Raw genomic sequence first — 15,819 nt, forward strand, 5'->3', positions numbered from 1 at the left:
GATCAGTGCATCTCGAACCTCACCTTCTCGATCTCCCCTGTAAACCTGAACGGGGGCTTGTACGAGAAGTCCACTGGCGAGCCGACGTCTTCGCCGATATCCATCCCTTCGTTGAGAGAGATCAGCGCGGGAATCGTCTTGCTCAGCCTGCCTTCGGCGACTTTCGCGCCCTTCACGGACAGGGTGATGACAGCGCCTTTGCCACGTTCTTTTGGGCTGCCCTGATATGAGAATTCGACTTCGATCTGGACCTTGCCGCTCGGCAGCGGTTGCTGGCTCGTCAGCATCAGTCGCTCCTCGGCAAGATAGTTGTAGACGAACGTTGGCTTTCCATCGCGCACGTACAGCGCGTAGCCACCGACCATGCCGCCCTGAGTGACGATGATGCCGTTCACATCGGCACCGGATGAGTTGATGTCCGCAGTGACTGTCCAGGAGCGGTTGAGAACGCGGGGCGAGACATCATTGGGCAGCCCGACCTGTCCTGGATAGTAAGTGAGCGTCTTCCCCGCACCGAGCGTCGGCCGCCCCATAAGGGCACCGTTGAACCGTTCGACAGTTCGCCAATCGAGGGGCAGCACGTTGTGGCGCGCGGCCTCCGCCCACCACAGGTCCTGCAATTCGCGCAGCTTCTGCGGGTATCGTGCGGCGAGGTCGACCGCCTGCGTGAAATCTTCGTCGATGTGATACAGCTCCCACTGCTGCTGATCGGGCACGAAGTCATTTCGCGGAAACCACGGCGCCGATCCCATCGCGGATGCCATCCAGCCATCATGATAGAGACCGCGTTTTGAGCCGAGCTCGAAATACTGTGTCGTGTGCCGATCCTTCGCGTTCGCGTCGTTCAGCGAGTAGGCGAAGCTCACTCCTTCGATGGGCTTCTGCGCAACGCCGTTCAGCATGGTCGGCGGGGTGATGCCGGTGAGCTCGTAGAGGGTCGGTACGATATCGACCACGTGCGTGAACTGCGTGCGAAGCCCGCCGCTCTCCTTGATCTTTCCCGGCCAGGAAACAACCAGTGGATTGCGAATGCCCCCGAAGTGGCTCGCGATGCGCTTGGTCCACTTGAAGGGCGTATTCATTGCGTGCGCCCAGGCGGCCGGAAAGTGATTGAAGTGCTTCGGCCCCCCGAGTTCGTCGATGACTTCGAGATTGTGCTGCCATTTCTCGGAGAAGCCGTTCAACGCCATGTTCTCGTTGATGGACCCCTCGAGCCCGCCCTCCGCGCTCGCACCATTGTCGCCGGCGATGTAGATGAACAGGGTATTGTCGCCGCCCGGCAGCCGCTTCACCGCATCGACGATGCGACCCATCTCGTGATCTGTGTGCGCACCGAACCCGGCAAAGACCTCCATCATGCGCGCGTAGAGACGCTTCTGATCGGCATTGAGTGAATCCCAGGACGGCAGTCCTTCCGGTCGCGGAGTGAGTTGCGCATCGGCTGGAATCACGCCGAGCTTCTTCTGACGCTCGACGGTCAGCTCGCGATACTTGTCCCAGCCCATGTCGAACTGACCCGCGAATCGTTCAATCCATTCCTTCGGCGCGTGATGCGGAGCGTGAGTAGCACCAGGTGCCACGTAGAGGAAGATCGGCCGATCTGGAGCGATGGTTTTCACATTGCGCGCCCAGGAGATGGCGTGATCGGCGAGGTCGGGCGTGAGGTGATAGTCGGGGTCATTCGACGGCGGAACGAGATTGCGGTTCTCATAGACGACCGGATTCCATTGACTCGTGTCGCCACCGTTGAAGCCGTAGAAGTAGTCGAATCCCAGGCCATTGGGCCAGCGATCGAACGGGCCTGCCACACTCGCTTCCCATGTCGGTGTGTTGTGGTTCTTGCCGATCATCGCGGTCATGTAGCCGTTCTGACGCAGTACTTCGGCGATGGCGCCCGTGCTCTTCGGGATCACGCCGGTGTAGCCGTCATATCCCGTCGCCGCCTCCGCGATCACGCCCGACGATGCCGAATGAGCATTGCGTCCCGTGAGCAGCGCAGCACGCGTCGGACTGCAGAGCGCGGTCGTGTGAAAGCGGTTGTAGCGCAAACCCTCGGCAGCGAGCCTGTCAATCGTCGGCGATGGCACGCCGCCGCCGAACGCAGCGAATTGCCCGAAGCCCACATCGTCGAGCAGGATCAGGACGATATTCGGTGCGCCCTCGGGCGCCCGCACAGGCTGCGGGAACTGAGCCGGATCGGAATCGAGATAGGTTCGCCCAACATTGCCTTGGAAGTGGAAGTCGGGACGCGGCAGGACGGTCGGCGTGGGCGGCTCGTCGGCGGCGCAGGTGGGCGAGACCGCGAGCAATGCCCATGCAGCGAGCGGGCGCAGGGCGAAAGGGCTGGAGGAAGTGTGGAAAAGATCTCGAATCCGTCGTGTCATCAGTTCAAGCATTCTCTTCGACTCCAAGCCACTCACGCAGCACCCATTCACGATCCGCTCCTCGCTCCGGAACCGGGCCGGGCGACGCCGCGGGCGTGCCAGAAAATCGCGGTGCCGGATTCGCCTGCAGCACCCCATCAGGACTCGAGTAGACGCCGCGCTCGACCATGTGCGGATGCTTCGCCGCAGCTTCCGGATCGAGTACGGGCGCGAAGCAGACCTCCGTACCTTCGAGCATCGCGCACCACTCATCGCGCGTGCGTTGCGCGAACACTTCGGCGAATCGTCGCTTCGCCTCCGGCCAGGTATGCCGATCGAACTGGTTCGCGAATGCAGGGTCTGCACCGAGCCCGAGCTTTCCAAGAAGCAGGCGATAGAACTTTGGCTCGAACGACTGCACGGAGATGAACTGACCGTCGGCGCAGCGATACGTCGCGCTCCAATGAGAACCATCGAGGATGCTCCCGCCGCGCTCCGTCACGAGCTGTCCGAGCGCACGGCCCCCGAGCAGGAGATTCAGCATGTGCGCCGAACCGTCGACGATGGCTGCGTCGACAACCTGTCCTAGCCCCGTTGCACGTGCACTCATCACAGCGGCGAGCACCCCAATCGTGAGGTACAAGCCGCCCGCCGCATCCCCATTGAGGGTCGGCGGTGTCAGCGGCGGCTCACCGGCTTGCCCCGCATACCAAAGCGCGCCGCTCAATGCGACGTAGTTGAGATCGTGGGCGGCAACGTGCGCCAGCGGACCGTCCTGACCCCAGCCGGTCATGCGGCCATACACGAGCCGTGGATTGCGAGCGAGACAGATATCCGGCCCCAGTCCCAGCCGCTCCATCACACCGGGACGCATGCCTTCGATCAGCGCATCGCATTGCTCTGCGAGCTGCAGCACCAGCGCGACATCCTGCGGTGATTTGAGATCGACCGCGATCGACCGCTTGCCGCGATTGCTGATGGCAGCGCGTCCCAGGTCGGTCACCTGCGGATTCGGTTCGATGCGATCCGCGAGCACGACGTCGGCGCCAAGGTCTGCGAGCAGCATGCCGCAGAACGGCGCAGGCCCCAGCGCGGCGATTTCCAGAACCCGCAGCCCGGCGAGCGGGCCGGAGCGATCAGCCATTGCGATACATCGTGACGACGCAGGCCCCGCCCACGCCGAGGTTGTGTTGAAGCGCCACGCGCGCACCCTCGACCTGACGCTCTCCCGCCTGTCCGCGAAGTTGCTGCGTCAGCTCGAAGCACTGCGCCAGGCCGGTCGCACCGATCGGATGGCCCTTCGACAGCAATCCGCCGGAGGGATTCGTGACGTACTTGCCGCCATACGTGTTATCGCCGTCATTGACGAACTTCTGCGCGCCCCCCTCCGGACAGAGACCGAGCGATTCGTACGTGATCAGTTCGTTGTGTGCGAAGCAGTCGTGCAGCTCGACAACATCGACGTCCTCAGGACCGATGCCGGCCTTCTCGTAAACCTTGTTCGCCGCTTCCCGGGCCATGCCGTAGCCAACGGCATAGCGCATGTCGTCGCCGAACGATGTGGGCCTGTCCGTCGTCAGGGATTGCGCGGCAATCCACACGCGGCTGTCGAGGCCGCGTTTGCGAGCCGTCTCTTCGCTGCAAAGCACCGCAGCGGCAGCCCCGCAGGTTGGCGGACACGCCATCAGGCGCGTCATGACGCCCGGCCACATGATCTTGTCGGCCATGACCTCTTCAGTCGTGAGTTCCTTGCGGAAAATGGCCAGCGGATTCTTCGCTGCGTGCCGACTGGCCTTGGCGCGGATCCTGGCGAACGTCTCGAGTGGCGTGCCGTAGCGCTTCATGTGCTCGAGGCCCGCACCGCCGAACATGCGCAGCGCATTCGGCACCTCCGGCAGTTTCCCGAGCAGCGACTCGCGCGTCTGGTCGAAGCGATCAAAGGGGGACGGACGATCCGGGAAATTGATGTCGAGCGCGCCGGGATTCATCTGCTCGAAGCCGACCGCAAGCACCATGTCGGCCTCACCCGACTCGATCGCCTGTCGCGCGAGGTGCAGCGCAGTCGAGCCAGTAGCGCAATTGTTGTTGACGTTGATGACGGGAATGCCCGTCATGCCCACTTCGTACAGCGCACGCTGACCGCTACAGGAATCTCCATAGACGAATCCCGCATAAGCGGACTGAATATCCCGGTAGTCGACGCGCGCGTCAGCCAACGCAAGAGCGACCGCCTCGGCACCCATCTGCTCGTACGTCTTGCTCGCACCCGGCTTCGTGAAAGGAATCATGCCGACACCGGCGACGACGATCTTGCGTGACATGTCAGTTCCTTGGTGAGGCGAGTCGAGAATCGTTGAGGCTGAAATGCTAGCGACGCTCGGCCGTTGCGACTCCCCCCTGCGGGGAGGGGGCGATCGCAGGAAAGAAATGTCTCGCACCTGCGCCTTGCACCTCCTCAAGGTGAGGGGGCATCTGCGAACACTCCCGTTGCTATAAGGGATTTGCTGAAGCTCTGTTCAGCCCCGGCTCGAACGGACTTCGCTGCACGAGCAACAAGCATCAGGGGGAATGAACATGACGCGAAACATTCGCGCGATCTTTATCATCGGTCTGCTATGGACGACCTCAGCGTCGCTCGCAGCACCCGGGCTGACAGCACCCGTCAACACTCAACAAGGCCCGGTCATCGGTCTGGCGAGCGGTCAGGTCGATCAGTTCTTCAATGTTCCGTTCGCGGCGCCGCCTGTCCGCTTCGCGCCGCCGCAACCGGCCGTCGTTCGCTCGGGTGAACTACACGCGACCGGCACACCCGTCGAATGCTGGCGCGGGCCCACGGCGCTGACGCCCGAGGCGAAGGGTCAGGAAGACTGTTTGATGTTGCACATCACACGACCGGTCGGCGCCGCAGCCGGTGCGAATCTGCCAGTGATGTTCTGGATTCATGGCGGCGCGTTTGCGATCGGCAGCGGCGGACTGTATGACCCGCGCGCCCTGGTTCGCGAAGGCAATGTCATCGTCGTCACGATCAACTACCGCGTCGGGCCTTTCGGATTCCTGGCGCTGGATGAGCTGCAGGCCGAGTCGCCGTATGCCGGAAACTATGGTCTCGCCGATCAGATCGCCGCGATGACCTGGGTGAAGAACAACATCGCCAGCTTCGGCGGCAATCCGAACAACGTCACGCTGTTCGGTGAATCGGCCGGCGCCATCAGCGCGATCATCCACCTCGGTTCGGACCGGTCGCGCGGCCTGTTTCATCGAGTCATCGCGCAGAGTCCGGCCCTGATGATCGAACAGATCATTCCGCCGTTGGTCGCCGCCAAGAACTACGGAGGTGAGTTCGCTCAGAAGCTCGGCTGCGGTGCTGGCGACCGGCTCGCCTGCCTTCGCAACCTGGATCCGCAGATCATCGCGTCAAATGCGGGTTTCGGCACGCTGCTCGTACTTGAGAGCGGCACACGGCTGCCCTTCGCTCCTGTCGTCGACGGCTGGGTCGTGCCACGCAATCCACTCGACTCGCTAACGCAGGGCAAGATCGCCCGCGTGCCTGTGATGATCGGGACGACGCGCGATGAGGCGAATCTCTTTGTCGCGATCATGGAGAAAGAGCTTGGACATCCCGTCGGTTTGGACGACTACACCAACTTCTTCCTCGAAGGGTTCAAGTATCCGATCGAAGGGGCGCTGGCCGCACCGGCGATTCAGGCGCTCTACCCTGTCTGGGACTTCGACTGGGACTACGGTCTGTCGCTCGCACAGACACTCACCGACTTCACGTTCTCCTGCCCGAGTCTTGTGATGCGACGACGGCTGCGTCCATGGGTACCTGTCTATGGTTATGAGTTCGAGGATCCGAATTCACCGACCGTGCTCTCATTCGAGCGCGAACCGTTGCGCGGCTCGAATCACGCGGACGAGATCCCGTATCTGTTCAACAGCGTCACCGGCATCGGGGTGCCTGTCACTTTCACATCTCAGCAGAACGCACTCGCGGTACAGATGCGCAAGTACTGGACCAGCTTCGCCCGTCACGGGCATCCGAACGGCATGGGCGGCCCGAACTGGCCGAAGTTCAACGACGAATACTACACATGGATCCCGCTGACCCTGCTCTGGGAACGTCGCAACGAGCAGATCCAGCGCCTGCATGTGGACGGCGTGCGCACCGCATACGAATCACCGAATCCGCTGAGCTGGAGCTACTCCAGCAATCATAAGTGCGGATTGCTCACGCTTTCGACACCGCTGGTGCGACTGCTCCAGCCGGTATTGTTCTGAGTTCTTTCGGCCCCTTCTCCACCTGCGGGGAGGGGGCCGTATCTACCGGCCCCGGAATTGAGGTGGTCGCTTCTCCAGAAACGCGCGGACTGCCTCGCGCGTATCCTCGGTCGTGATCGTCCGTGCGAGATGCAGTGCTTCGATGTCCAGCATCTGCTCGAGGCCGCCCTCCTCCGCCTCGTTGAGATTGCGTTTCAGGTAACGGTTCGCAACACGCGGACCATTGCCGATCTGCGAGGCAATGGCGGCCGTGACTGATTCGAGCTGATCATCCGCAACGACGCGGTTCACGAGCCCGATCCGTAAGGCTTCCGCAGCATCGAGCTTCTCGCTCAGATAGAAGAGCTCCCGCGCCTTCGCCGTGCCGACCAGACGGGTCAGGAAATACGTCGCACCGAAGTCACCAGACAGGCCCACCTTGGCGAAGGAGGTCGTGAACGTCGCGCTTTCAGAGGCGATGCGCAGGTCGCAGGCGGCCGCCAGCGCCAGCCCCGCTCCCGCCGCGGCGCCTCGAATCATCGCGATCGTCGGCTTCGAAATCTGATGCAGCAGTTGCGAGCAGCGCACCGCATGCCGAACTGCATCGGACAGCTGCTCAAGTCCGAGATCGGCATCGGCAGGCGGCAGTACGGCTCCGTCACGCAAATCTGCACCGACGCAGAACGCCCGCCCCGCACCCGTGAGCACAATGGCCCCGATGCTGGCGTCGGCCGCTGCCGCTTCGAGCTCGGTGCATAGCTCCTCGAGTACCTCTCGTGTGAATGCATTGAGAACCTCGGGACGGTTCAGGGTCAACGTGATAAATCCGTCCTCGCGGCGCACGAGAAGCGGGCTTGAATCGTTCTGCTCGAGATTCATGTGGGCTCCGGTCTGCTTCAGAGCGTCAACGCGCCAGGCTTCGCGCAATGATGACTTTCTGAATGTGGCTCGTGCCTTCGTAGATCTTCGTCACACGCGCATCGCGGTAGTACCGCTCGACTGGGAAGTCATTCAGGTACCCGTAGCCACCGTGGATCTGCACGGCATCCGAACACACCTTCTCCGCGATCTCGCTGGCGAAAAGCTTGGCCATCGAGGCTTCCCTGCCGCATGCAATGCCTGCCTGATGCAATCGCGCGGCATGAATGACGAACTGCCGAGCGACCTCCACCTGCGTCGCCATATCGGCGAGATCAAAGGCGACACCCTGCAACTTGATGATCGGTGCGCCGTAGGCTTGGCGCTCTTTTGCGTACTGGACCGCGGCTTCCAACGCAGCGCGTGCAACACCGACAGCAACGGATGCAATGCCAATTCGCCCTTCCGAGAGCGTGGCCAGGATCCTCTTGTAGGCGGCACCTTCCTCCCCAAGGAGGTTTTCGGCGGGCACACGACAGTTGTCGAGCTGGATCGCAGCGACATGCGCCGACCGCTGGCCCATTTTGTGTTCGACGCGCGAAACAATGTACCCCGGCTCCTTCGGGTCGACGATGAACAGACTCCCACCCTTCCTTCCTTCTGGCGTGTCGGTGGTCGCTGCGATCGTTATGGCGCACCCCGCCTGATTGCCATTCGATATGAACTGCTTGCTGCCATTCAGCACGTAATGCGTGCCTTCACGGCGCGCTGATGTACGGAAGTTCGCAGTGTCCGAACCCGCCTGCGGCTCCGTCAGCAGACCGGCCGCAATCGCCTCGCCGGATGCCAGCGCGGGGAGGTATTTGCGTTTCTGATCCGCAGTGCCGAAGCGCGCCACCATGTCGGCCATGCCGTTGTGAACGTGAAGGATGGTTGCGAAACCCGCATCGGCCGCCGCGAACTCTTCGATCGCGAGGATGTACTCCACGAAGCTCGCGCCCGAACCGCCGAACTCTTCCGGGACATGCATGCCTAGAAAGCCAAGCTCCGCCGCGGCCTTCAGCTCCTCCCGCGGCCACTCGCCAGTCCGATCACGCTCCGCAGCTGTGGTCGCCACGATTTCGGTGGCCACCTTTCTGGCGGAGTCGCGGATCATCAACTCCTGTTCGCTCAGGAAGGCCGCTGATGTGTCGTTCATGTGTTCTCTCTGGATTCTGTGTCAGGGTGCACGCGCATAGGTCGAGTCCGTACGCGCATCGGAAAATCGCTTCTGGAGCCGCCGCGCCGTGGCCATTTCACGAACCGTGCCGGTCCCAAGCAGCACATCTGCGACCACGGCACGCTTGAAGTAGTGTCCGACCGAATACTCCTCGGTCATGCCGATGCCGCCGTGCAGTTGGATGCCCTGCGCGCACACATTGCGTGCGACACCGCAGATGAAGGATTTCGCAGACGACAGGGTCTCGTATCGCTCGTTTGCGCATTCATTGAAGAAGGAAGCGAGCGCCACGAACAGCATCGAGCGCGCGAGCTCAGTCTCCGCCGCCATATCGGCCATGCGATGCTGAAGGCTCTGGAAGGTTGCGATCTGCACGTTGAACTGTTTGCGATTGCGCAGGTAGTCCGCCGTGATCTCCAGCGTTCGTTCCATTGCGCCGACCAGCTCGGCGCACAGCGAAAGCATCGCGTGCGACAAGCCTTCGCGCAGTGCCGGCAGTCCATGCTCAAGATCGCCCAGCATCTCCACCGCCAGCACGGCATCGAGAACGATCTCGGCGGCCTGGGTGCCATCGTGCAGCGGTAGACGTGTCGCAGTCAGTCCCGGCGCATCGGAGCGCACGAGGAACAGGCCCACGGATCCACGGCTCGTCGGGTGACTCGGCAGTCGCGCCGAGACAACGTAGCCATCGACCAGCGGGCCGCCGAGCACCAGCGTCTTGCGGCCGTGCAGGACATATCCGTTTGGCGAGTGATCGGCGTGAGTCTGCACGATCTCCGGCATCCCGTGAGACCACGGCTCGCTGTAGGCGAGCGCCAGACGCTGGGAACCGTCGATCAATCCAGGCAGCCAGCGCTCGCATTGCGACGGCGTCGCTGCCGCAAGGAGAGTCTGTCCAGTGAGCACCGCGCACCCAAGATACGGTTCGACCACCAAGCCGCGGCCAAACTGCTGGCTGATGATCGCTGTCTCGATCGCGGAGCCGCCGAATCCGCTGAACTGCTCGGGTAGTGCTGCGCCGAGCCAGCCGTTGGCGGCGAAGCCCTGCCAGTTCGCGCCGCTACCACCCTCATCAGCCTTCACCAGCGCGAGGCGTTGTGTGACGTCATAGTTCTCGGCAATGAAGCGCGCGACACTGTCCCGAAGCAGTTGCTGTTCGGAGCTCAATTCGAATTGCATGTCGTGCCCTCAGAATCCGTATAGCGCTTTCGCGATGATCCCGCGCTGCACTTCATTCGTGCCGCCGTAGATCGTCGAAGCGCGCCGCAGGAACATCTCACTCGCCGCGCCTGCGGCAAGCTCTTGCAGCGGCAGACTGGTCGCTGGTCCTTCGTGCGGGCAGGGATAGAACACGGCTCCGTAGTCTCCGAGCATCTCAACGATGAACGCACTCATGCGCTGTTGAAGATCGGTGCCGCGCAGTTTCAACATAGACCCCATGGCGTGAGCGATGGGGCTTTCCTGTCCATGCAACGCTGCCGTGCGCTGAACCATCATCGAGACGGCCTTCATCTCGGTTTCGAAGCGAGACAGTCGCAGCGCGAACTCCGGGTGTTCGACCAGCGCCTTTCCGTCGAGCTGAATTTCGACCGCCAGGTTCTGCATGCGGCGCAGAAAGACCTGCAGCATCGGCAGCTCAGCGGTGCTCGCGTGCTCGTTGTTGAGCAGGTACTTTGTGATGCTCCAGCCCTCGCCTTCCCTGCCGATGAGATTGGCCGCCGGCACGCGTACATTGTCGAAGAACACTTCGTTGAGATGGTGCCGTCCGTCGATGCTCATGATCGGCCGCACGGTGATTCCCGGCGTCTTCATGTCCGCGAGAAGGAAACTGATACCCAGCTGCTTCTTTTCGGACTGACTCGTTCGAACCAGGAGGAAGATCCAGTCGGCCCGATGCGCGTAGCTGGTCCAGATCTTCTGACCATTGACGACGTAGAAGTCGCCGTCACGCTGCGCACGCGTGCGCAGCGATGCCAGGTCCGATCCGGAGCCCGGCTCCGAGAAGCCCTGGCACCAGAAGCGCTCGCCCGCCAGCGTTGGCCCGACGTGTTCGGCGCGCTGATCGTCAGTCGCGAAATGGTTCAGTACCGGTCCAAGCAGCTTGTGTGCGAAGTTGTCGAGCGTCGGCGTTCCGGCGGCAGCGCATTCCTCATCGAAGATGATCTGCTGCTCCACGCTCCACCCCGTGCCGCCGCGATTCACCGGCCAGTACGGTGCTCCCCAGCCATGGGCGGTCAGCAGCCGCTGCCAGTCAGCGGTCTCTGAACGCTCCGAGCTGATGCTGCGAGGCAGGTTCGCCAAGTCGCGCGGCAACTCGTTCCGCAGGAAATCCTGCACCGTTGTCCTGAAGGACACGAGCGCGGGATCGACGTTGAAGTCCATGCCTTGTTGCTCTCCAAAACCCAGTAGCGCCTTGGACTCCGAAGCTAGCGCTCGGGCACGGCACGGAGAACCCCTCTCCTGAAGGGGGCATGACAAGTGCCTGGCTGAAGGGAAGCACGCGGCGCCCCTCCTCCTGAGGGGGTGCCGGTAGCACAGCAGTGTGGATACTGGACGCGTGCACGACACCACGTGCGCGGCTAAACACACGCGGAAATCTCATGCTCGACAAGAGTCTGATCGGACGATCGCTGCATACCAGCACCATCCAGGTCGAGAAAGGTGCGCTGCGCCTCTTTGCCAAGGCGATTGGAGAATCCGATCCCGTCTACACCGATGAGGCCGCTGCCCGCGATGCCGGATACAGGTCTCTGCCCGTGCCGCCCACGTTTCTCACTTGTCTCGAAGCACAGGCGTCCGATCCGCTTAAAGTGATCGAGCTGGCGAAGCTCGACCTGGGGCGCATCCTGCACGCCGAGCAGCAGTTCATCCATCACGCCATGGCCTTCGCCGGCGACGAGCTCACTTTCGCCACGCACATCGCGGACATGTACGAAAAGAAGGGCGGCGCGCTCGAATTCCTTGTCACCGAATCCCGCGTCACGAATCAGCACGGCGATTCCATCGCCGACATCCGCTGTTCGCTCGTGCAGCGCAATTCCTGAAGGGACGATCATGAAAGAATTGCGTTTCGACGAGCTCACGGTCGGCGATGAGCTCCCCGCGCTGCCGCTGTCGCCGATAACGCGTACGACTCTGGCGTTGTACGCTGGCGCTTCCGGCGATCACAACCCGATCCATATCGATCTGGACTTCGCACGTCAGGCCGGCATGTCCGATGTGTTCGCACACGGCATGCTCTCGGCCGCGTACCTGGGCCGCTTTCTCACCGGCTGGGTACGACAGGAACGGATTCGCGAGATCAAGCTGCGCTTCACGGGCATCACTCATCTGCAGGACGCGCCTTTGTGCAGCGGGCGCATCGCCGAGAAATTTGAGCACGCCGGTGAAGAGCGTGTGCGGATCGAACTGAAGACCACGGTGCGCGGGAACATCGACACGATCGTGGGCGAGGCAGTGCTCGCTCTGAAGTGAGCGGCGCATAAGGATGGACTCACAGTACAAGGCCTACCTGCTGGAGCGATACCACGACGAAGTCGCGGGTGAATCGTTCTTCCGCACCCTGTCCGAACACGCCACGGACCCGGACCGGAACTACAAGTGGCAAGTGCTGACGCGTCTGGAGACCGAGACGCAGGAACTGCTCCGGTCGGCACTGAAAGAACTGGAACTCGAAGTGGCGCCGAGGCGCGAGGACATCGAACGCGGTCAGCGCGAGGCCACGAGATTCTCAGCCATCCCATGGATTGAGTTCATGAAAGGATTCCGGCCGGTACTCCAGAATTTCGTGCACATGTTCGAAGCAGCCGAAAGCCTGGCGCCGGATGTGCGCGACCGCACTCTCCTTCAGCACGTAACCGCACATGAACGCGCCTTGCTGGCATTTGTCACCCGTGAGCTGGAGGGTTGCAGCGATGCTTCGCTGCAGCCGGTCCTCACGCTCCTCGAGAACCCGCCGCGACGGTTTTAGGTTATCAGTGCGCGTGATGACGATGTCAGTTCTCACACCGCTGAGAGTCGACAGATCGCGGCAAGTGCTGATCGATCCATCGTGTGAGACAGACAATAGCTAAGTGATCTCTTTCGCGAAATCACGTGTACGCGTTACTCGTTGTGGGATACGCGCGCGTGGCCGCCATGCTGAGCAAGTGCAAGTACCGACGGATCGACGATCCACGCCTTCCGAACGAGGCTGATCTTTTGTCAGCTATGTTCGCGGTGCCTTGAGCCGCTTGAGATTCTCCAAACACACACGAACGCGCCAGTTGAAGGCTTAGATGCCCATCGGGAAACACATGTAAAGCACGCTTGACACGCGACCGCGGCAGCACCATAGTAAAGCGTACTTTACATCGATCGCAGGTGGGCACATGCAGTATCTCGGCATGGTTCTTTACGTTGCCACAACGGGTGCAGCAGTCTTTCTGCTCAGCCGATTCGATATTCCCGAACCATGGCGATATCTCGTAGCTGGAGTAGCGGTGCTTCCAGCACTTCTCATCGTCTTCGGCATGCTCCGAACCATCAGGCGTCAGGACGAGCTATTCCAGCGCGTGCAGTTTGAAGCTATTGCCCTGGCGGCGGCCGTTGTCTGGCTGTTCACGTTCAGCTGGGGAGCATTGGAGTTCATGCAGCTCGTTCCCCGATTGCCGGCGTACGTTGTCGCAACCGGCATTGTGTTTCTGTATGGGTTCGGCGGATGGTGGTTTCGCCGCCGCTACCAATGAAAAACCGGCTGCGAGAGCTTCGTGAACAGAAGGGATGGTCACAGCAAACCTTGGCGGAGAAGCTCGATGTCTCCCGTCAGACCGTCATTTCGATCGAGCTGGGGAAGTACGATCCCAGCTTGCCGCTCGCCTTTGCGATTGCTTCAACGTTCTCGAGCAGAATTGAAGACATCTTCACTCCCGATGTAAGGCGCCGCTCATGAGCCTTGACCGGCGACGGGAACCACCCGCAAGGCGCATGACACGTGGCGCGAACGCCGAGCGTCCGCTTCTGGCCGTTGGCTAACTTCCGCTTCCGACCCAAACCAGACATGCGCCGGGCAGGGAACTTGTGTCGAAATGCATATGCGGGGACCGCATGTCACCTCGCGCGGCGGGATACGGCCACTGCGGTAGCTGCCCGTAGGCTTCACGTGGTATCTGAGATCACGAGGGCGCCATGAACCATCGCAACGCATTCACCCGACGTAGTTGCATTGCCCGCCTGGCCGCAACACTCCTGCCCCTGCCATCACTCGCCCGCGCGGCGACAGTGAGCGCACCGCCCTGGCCTGCGCTCCAGAACGTTCTCGATGAATTCGTCATCGAACGCAGCGCAGTGGGGACGAGTGTGGCGGTCGCGCGATCAGGGACCGCGGCCTATCTCGACGCTGGGCGGATCGCTTTCGATTCCCCTGAGCCCTTCGACGAAAACAGCATCTGTCGCATCTATTCGATGACCAAGAACGTCACACGGATCGCGACGCTGCTACTGGTCGAAGACGGCAAGCTCTCGCTGGAACAGCCGGTCGCGGAGGTGCTGCCGGAATTCAGGAATCTTCGTGTAGCGATCGATATCGCGAAAGGCCTCGAATCCCGGCCCGTCACGCGCGTCATGACCATGCGTCACCTCATCACCAATACGTCGGGACTGGGGAACTGGACGCCAGGATCGGACAGCGGTGACGCACTGCATCGCCTGTATCGCGAAAGGGGCATCACGCCAGGATCCTACGGCACTGGACGCACGCGACCTGGCTACGGCGCGCAGCCGGCCACGCTCGACGAAATGGTCGCGCGAGTGGCCGAACTTCCGCTCGCCTTCGAGCCGGGCACGACGCTGCATTACTCGATCGGCTTCGACGTGATGGCGCTGGTGATCGAACGCGTCACGGGAATTTCATACGACGCGTTCCTGCAGAAGCGCCTGTTCGAGCCCCTGCAAATGCATTCCACCGGATTCCAGGTGAAGCCGCATGACGCCAGACGCCTCACGACCAACTACGATGCCACCGAACGCCAGGTGAATTCAGCCGAACACTCAGCGCAGGATCCCGCCTTGCCCGCGGGCTGGCGCGTCCAGGACGATCGCGCCGGCAGTGACTGGCTCAAGCCGCCTCACCTGCTGGCCGGCGGTGGTGGACTGGTTTCCACGTCGCGTGACTTCCTGCGCTACGCGCAGATGTTGCTTGATGAAGGCGCGCTCGGGTCGACACGGATCATGAAGGTCGACACTGCACGCATGGCCGTTGGCAACATCAATCCGCCCAATGCGGCGGAGCCAGATGAAGGTGTCGGTGCCGGCACTCGTGCGATGCTGAGGACGCCTCTGATCCCGCCCGGCACGATCGGAGGCGGCGGAGCAACCGGCACGCTCTTCTGGATTGATCCCAAACATCACACCGCGGCGGTGTTCATGGTGCAGGTGATGTATGGCGGCCCTGCGCGTTCACCATTCCAGAAGCGGCTCTTCGCGGCCATCGATCAGGACATGGCCAGCGCGTGATGGACATCCGTCCTTTGGAGTGTCCGGCTTTGATCGCCGCATCGGCAAGGTAGCGTTCGGCGCACGGAGGGGAGCTATGTGGAGTCGTATTCTTGTCGTGCTTCTCATGGCGTGCCGTGGCATCGGAGCTTCCGCTCAGGAAACCCCTGCCGCGCGGGAGGCATCGCAAACATCCGCCGGAGATGGCATCCGGGGCGTGTGGAGGGTTACGGAGTTTGCCTCGCGAATTCCTGGCGCACAGTGGGAAAGTCGTGGCGCACCCTACCTGAGCCAGTACATTTTCACGGAGAAGCACTACAGCTATCTGTATGTGCCAGGGCCGAACCCCCGGAAGAGGTTTGCTGGCGACCCAAACAAACCCACTGATGCCGAGAAGGTAGAGGCCTATAACTCCCTCGTTGCTGCAACAGGGACGTATTCGTTGTCAGGCCAGACTCTCACGCTGCGTGCGCTGGTCCACAAGAACCCCAATGAAATGGGCGAAGTGCGGCTGACGTACACAGTTGATCTTGATGGCGACACGCTCCAACTGGTTATCGCCAACCCGCCATTCATGCCTGATCGTGAATGGCGCACAGTGCTCACGAGGGTAGAGTGAACACCTGCCCTGCGCTCGGATGAGTTCCGCTC

At 61.9% G+C, this 15,819-nt stretch carries 15 protein-coding genes; 8 read left to right on the forward strand and 7 right to left on the reverse strand.

Annotation, left to right across the window (positions count from 1 at the left end; translation table 11 throughout):
- Positions 1–2 precede the first annotated feature (2 nt).
- Genes HNQ60_RS23410 through HNQ60_RS23420 form a run of 3 tightly spaced genes read right to left on the reverse strand, consistent with a single transcriptional unit; the run spans position 3 to position 4,684 of the window.
- Complete coding sequence (locus HNQ60_RS23410) at positions 3–2,396, reverse strand: arylsulfatase (RefSeq protein ID WP_221304413.1); 2,394 nt, start codon at positions 2,394–2,396, stop codon at positions 3–5.
- Positions 2,389–3,507, reverse strand: coding sequence for a CaiB/BaiF CoA transferase family protein (locus HNQ60_RS23415; protein WP_184335201.1), 1,119 nt, complete (start codon positions 3,505–3,507; stop codon positions 2,389–2,391). The genes HNQ60_RS23410 and HNQ60_RS23415 overlap by 8 nt, the downstream gene beginning before the upstream one ends.
- Positions 3,500–4,684 (reverse strand): lipid-transfer protein, encoded by a 1,185-nt coding sequence (locus HNQ60_RS23420; protein WP_184335202.1) that lies wholly within the window; start codon positions 4,682–4,684, stop codon positions 3,500–3,502. The genes HNQ60_RS23415 and HNQ60_RS23420 overlap by 8 nt, the downstream gene beginning before the upstream one ends.
- A 247-nt stretch (positions 4,685–4,931) precedes the next feature.
- On the opposite strand from HNQ60_RS23420, the gene HNQ60_RS23425 reads away from it, so the two are divergent.
- A complete protein-coding gene (locus tag HNQ60_RS23425) occupies positions 4,932–6,641 on the forward strand; it encodes a carboxylesterase/lipase family protein (protein WP_221304414.1) in 1,710 nt (569 codons plus the stop codon).
- 42 nt (positions 6,642–6,683) lie between these two features.
- On the opposite strand, the gene HNQ60_RS23430 is transcribed toward HNQ60_RS23425, so the two are convergent.
- The 4 genes from HNQ60_RS23430 to HNQ60_RS23445 are packed head-to-tail and all read right to left on the reverse strand — an operon-like array spanning position 6,684 to position 11,079.
- Positions 6,684–7,499 carry an enoyl-CoA hydratase gene (locus tag HNQ60_RS23430; protein WP_184335204.1) on the reverse strand — a complete coding sequence of 272 codons (816 nt, stop codon included), beginning with the start codon at positions 7,497–7,499 and terminating at the stop codon, positions 6,684–6,686.
- 25 nt (positions 7,500–7,524) lie between these two features.
- A complete protein-coding gene (locus tag HNQ60_RS23435) occupies positions 7,525–8,676 on the reverse strand; it encodes an acyl-CoA dehydrogenase family protein (protein ID WP_184335205.1) in 1,152 nt (383 codons plus the stop codon).
- A gap of 21 nt (positions 8,677–8,697) precedes the next feature.
- Positions 8,698–9,876 (reverse strand): acyl-CoA dehydrogenase family protein, encoded by a 1,179-nt coding sequence (locus tag HNQ60_RS23440; protein WP_184335206.1) that lies wholly within the window; start codon positions 9,874–9,876, stop codon positions 8,698–8,700.
- A 9-nt stretch (positions 9,877–9,885) separates the two neighbouring features.
- The gene (locus HNQ60_RS23445) at positions 9,886–11,079 is read right to left on the reverse strand and encodes an acyl-CoA dehydrogenase family protein (protein WP_184335207.1); all 1,194 of its coding nucleotides are present in this window, start codon (positions 11,077–11,079) and stop codon (positions 9,886–9,888) included.
- A 218-nt stretch (positions 11,080–11,297) separates the two neighbouring features.
- Here HNQ60_RS23445 and HNQ60_RS23450 point away from each other — a divergent pair, with 218 nt between their 5' ends.
- The 7 genes from HNQ60_RS23450 (at position 11,298) to HNQ60_RS23480 (ending at position 15,787) form a co-directional block, all read left to right on the forward strand.
- Positions 11,298–11,741, forward strand: a complete 444-nt coding sequence (locus tag HNQ60_RS23450) for a MaoC family dehydratase N-terminal domain-containing protein (protein WP_184335208.1) — start codon at positions 11,298–11,300, stop codon at positions 11,739–11,741.
- 10 nt (positions 11,742–11,751) lie between these two features.
- Positions 11,752–12,171, forward strand: a complete 420-nt coding sequence (locus tag HNQ60_RS23455) for a MaoC family dehydratase (RefSeq protein ID WP_184335209.1) — start codon at positions 11,752–11,754, stop codon at positions 12,169–12,171.
- A 13-nt stretch (positions 12,172–12,184) separates the two neighbouring features.
- Positions 12,185–12,667, forward strand: coding sequence for a hypothetical protein (locus HNQ60_RS23460; RefSeq protein ID WP_184335210.1), 483 nt, complete (start codon positions 12,185–12,187; stop codon positions 12,665–12,667).
- A gap of 400 nt (positions 12,668–13,067) precedes the next feature.
- Complete coding sequence (locus HNQ60_RS23465; RefSeq protein ID WP_184335211.1) at positions 13,068–13,424, forward strand: hypothetical protein; 357 nt, start codon at positions 13,068–13,070, stop codon at positions 13,422–13,424.
- Positions 13,421–13,627, forward strand: coding sequence for a helix-turn-helix transcriptional regulator (locus HNQ60_RS23470; RefSeq protein WP_184335212.1), 207 nt, complete (start codon positions 13,421–13,423; stop codon positions 13,625–13,627). Before HNQ60_RS23465 ends, HNQ60_RS23470 begins: the two co-directional genes overlap by 4 nt.
- Before the next feature lie 236 nt (positions 13,628–13,863).
- On the forward strand, positions 13,864–15,189 hold the full coding sequence (locus HNQ60_RS23475) for a serine hydrolase domain-containing protein (protein WP_184335213.1): 1,326 nt from the start codon (positions 13,864–13,866) through the stop codon (positions 15,187–15,189).
- A gap of 76 nt (positions 15,190–15,265) precedes the next feature.
- Positions 15,266–15,787, forward strand: a complete 522-nt coding sequence (locus tag HNQ60_RS23480) for a lipocalin-like domain-containing protein (RefSeq protein WP_184335214.1) — start codon at positions 15,266–15,268, stop codon at positions 15,785–15,787.
- Positions 15,788–15,819: the final 32 nt, after the last annotated feature.

Origin of the sequence: Povalibacter uvarum, from assembly GCF_014202975.1 — a bacterium.
Classification (GTDB): domain Bacteria; phylum Pseudomonadota; class Gammaproteobacteria; order Steroidobacterales; family Steroidobacteraceae; genus Steroidobacter; species Steroidobacter uvarum.

Coding starts and splice junctions, on each gene's coding strand:
- HNQ60_RS23445 (WP_184335207.1), bottom strand. CDS start 11,079: ATGGACTTCAACGTCGATCCCGCGCTCGTGTCCTTCAGGACAACGGTG.
- HNQ60_RS23440 (WP_184335206.1), bottom strand. CDS start 9,876: ATGCAATTCGAATTGAGCTCCGAACAGCAACTGCTTCGGGACAGTGTC.
- HNQ60_RS23475 (WP_184335213.1), top strand. CDS start 13,864: ATGAACCATCGCAACGCATTCACCCGACGTAGTTGCATTGCCCGCCTG.
- HNQ60_RS23480 (WP_184335214.1), top strand. CDS start 15,266: ATGTGGAGTCGTATTCTTGTCGTGCTTCTCATGGCGTGCCGTGGCATC.
- HNQ60_RS23455 (WP_184335209.1), top strand. CDS start 11,752: ATGAAAGAATTGCGTTTCGACGAGCTCACGGTCGGCGATGAGCTCCCC.
- HNQ60_RS23435 (WP_184335205.1), bottom strand. CDS start 8,676: ATGAACGACACATCAGCGGCCTTCCTGAGCGAACAGGAGTTGATGATC.
- HNQ60_RS23450 (WP_184335208.1), top strand. CDS start 11,298: ATGCTCGACAAGAGTCTGATCGGACGATCGCTGCATACCAGCACCATC.
- HNQ60_RS23465 (WP_184335211.1), top strand. CDS start 13,068: ATGCAGTATCTCGGCATGGTTCTTTACGTTGCCACAACGGGTGCAGCA.
- HNQ60_RS23415 (WP_184335201.1), bottom strand. CDS start 3,507: ATGGCTGATCGCTCCGGCCCGCTCGCCGGGCTGCGGGTTCTGGAAATC.
- HNQ60_RS23425 (WP_221304414.1), top strand. CDS start 4,932: ATGAACATGACGCGAAACATTCGCGCGATCTTTATCATCGGTCTGCTA.
- HNQ60_RS23420 (WP_184335202.1), bottom strand. CDS start 4,684: ATGTCACGCAAGATCGTCGTCGCCGGTGTCGGCATGATTCCTTTCACG.
- HNQ60_RS23430 (WP_184335204.1), bottom strand. CDS start 7,499: ATGAATCTCGAGCAGAACGATTCAAGCCCGCTTCTCGTGCGCCGCGAG.
- HNQ60_RS23460 (WP_184335210.1), top strand. CDS start 12,185: ATGGACTCACAGTACAAGGCCTACCTGCTGGAGCGATACCACGACGAA.
- HNQ60_RS23410 (WP_221304413.1), bottom strand. CDS start 2,396: ATGCTTGAACTGATGACACGACGGATTCGAGATCTTTTCCACACTTCC.
- HNQ60_RS23470 (WP_184335212.1), top strand. CDS start 13,421: ATGAAAAACCGGCTGCGAGAGCTTCGTGAACAGAAGGGATGGTCACAG.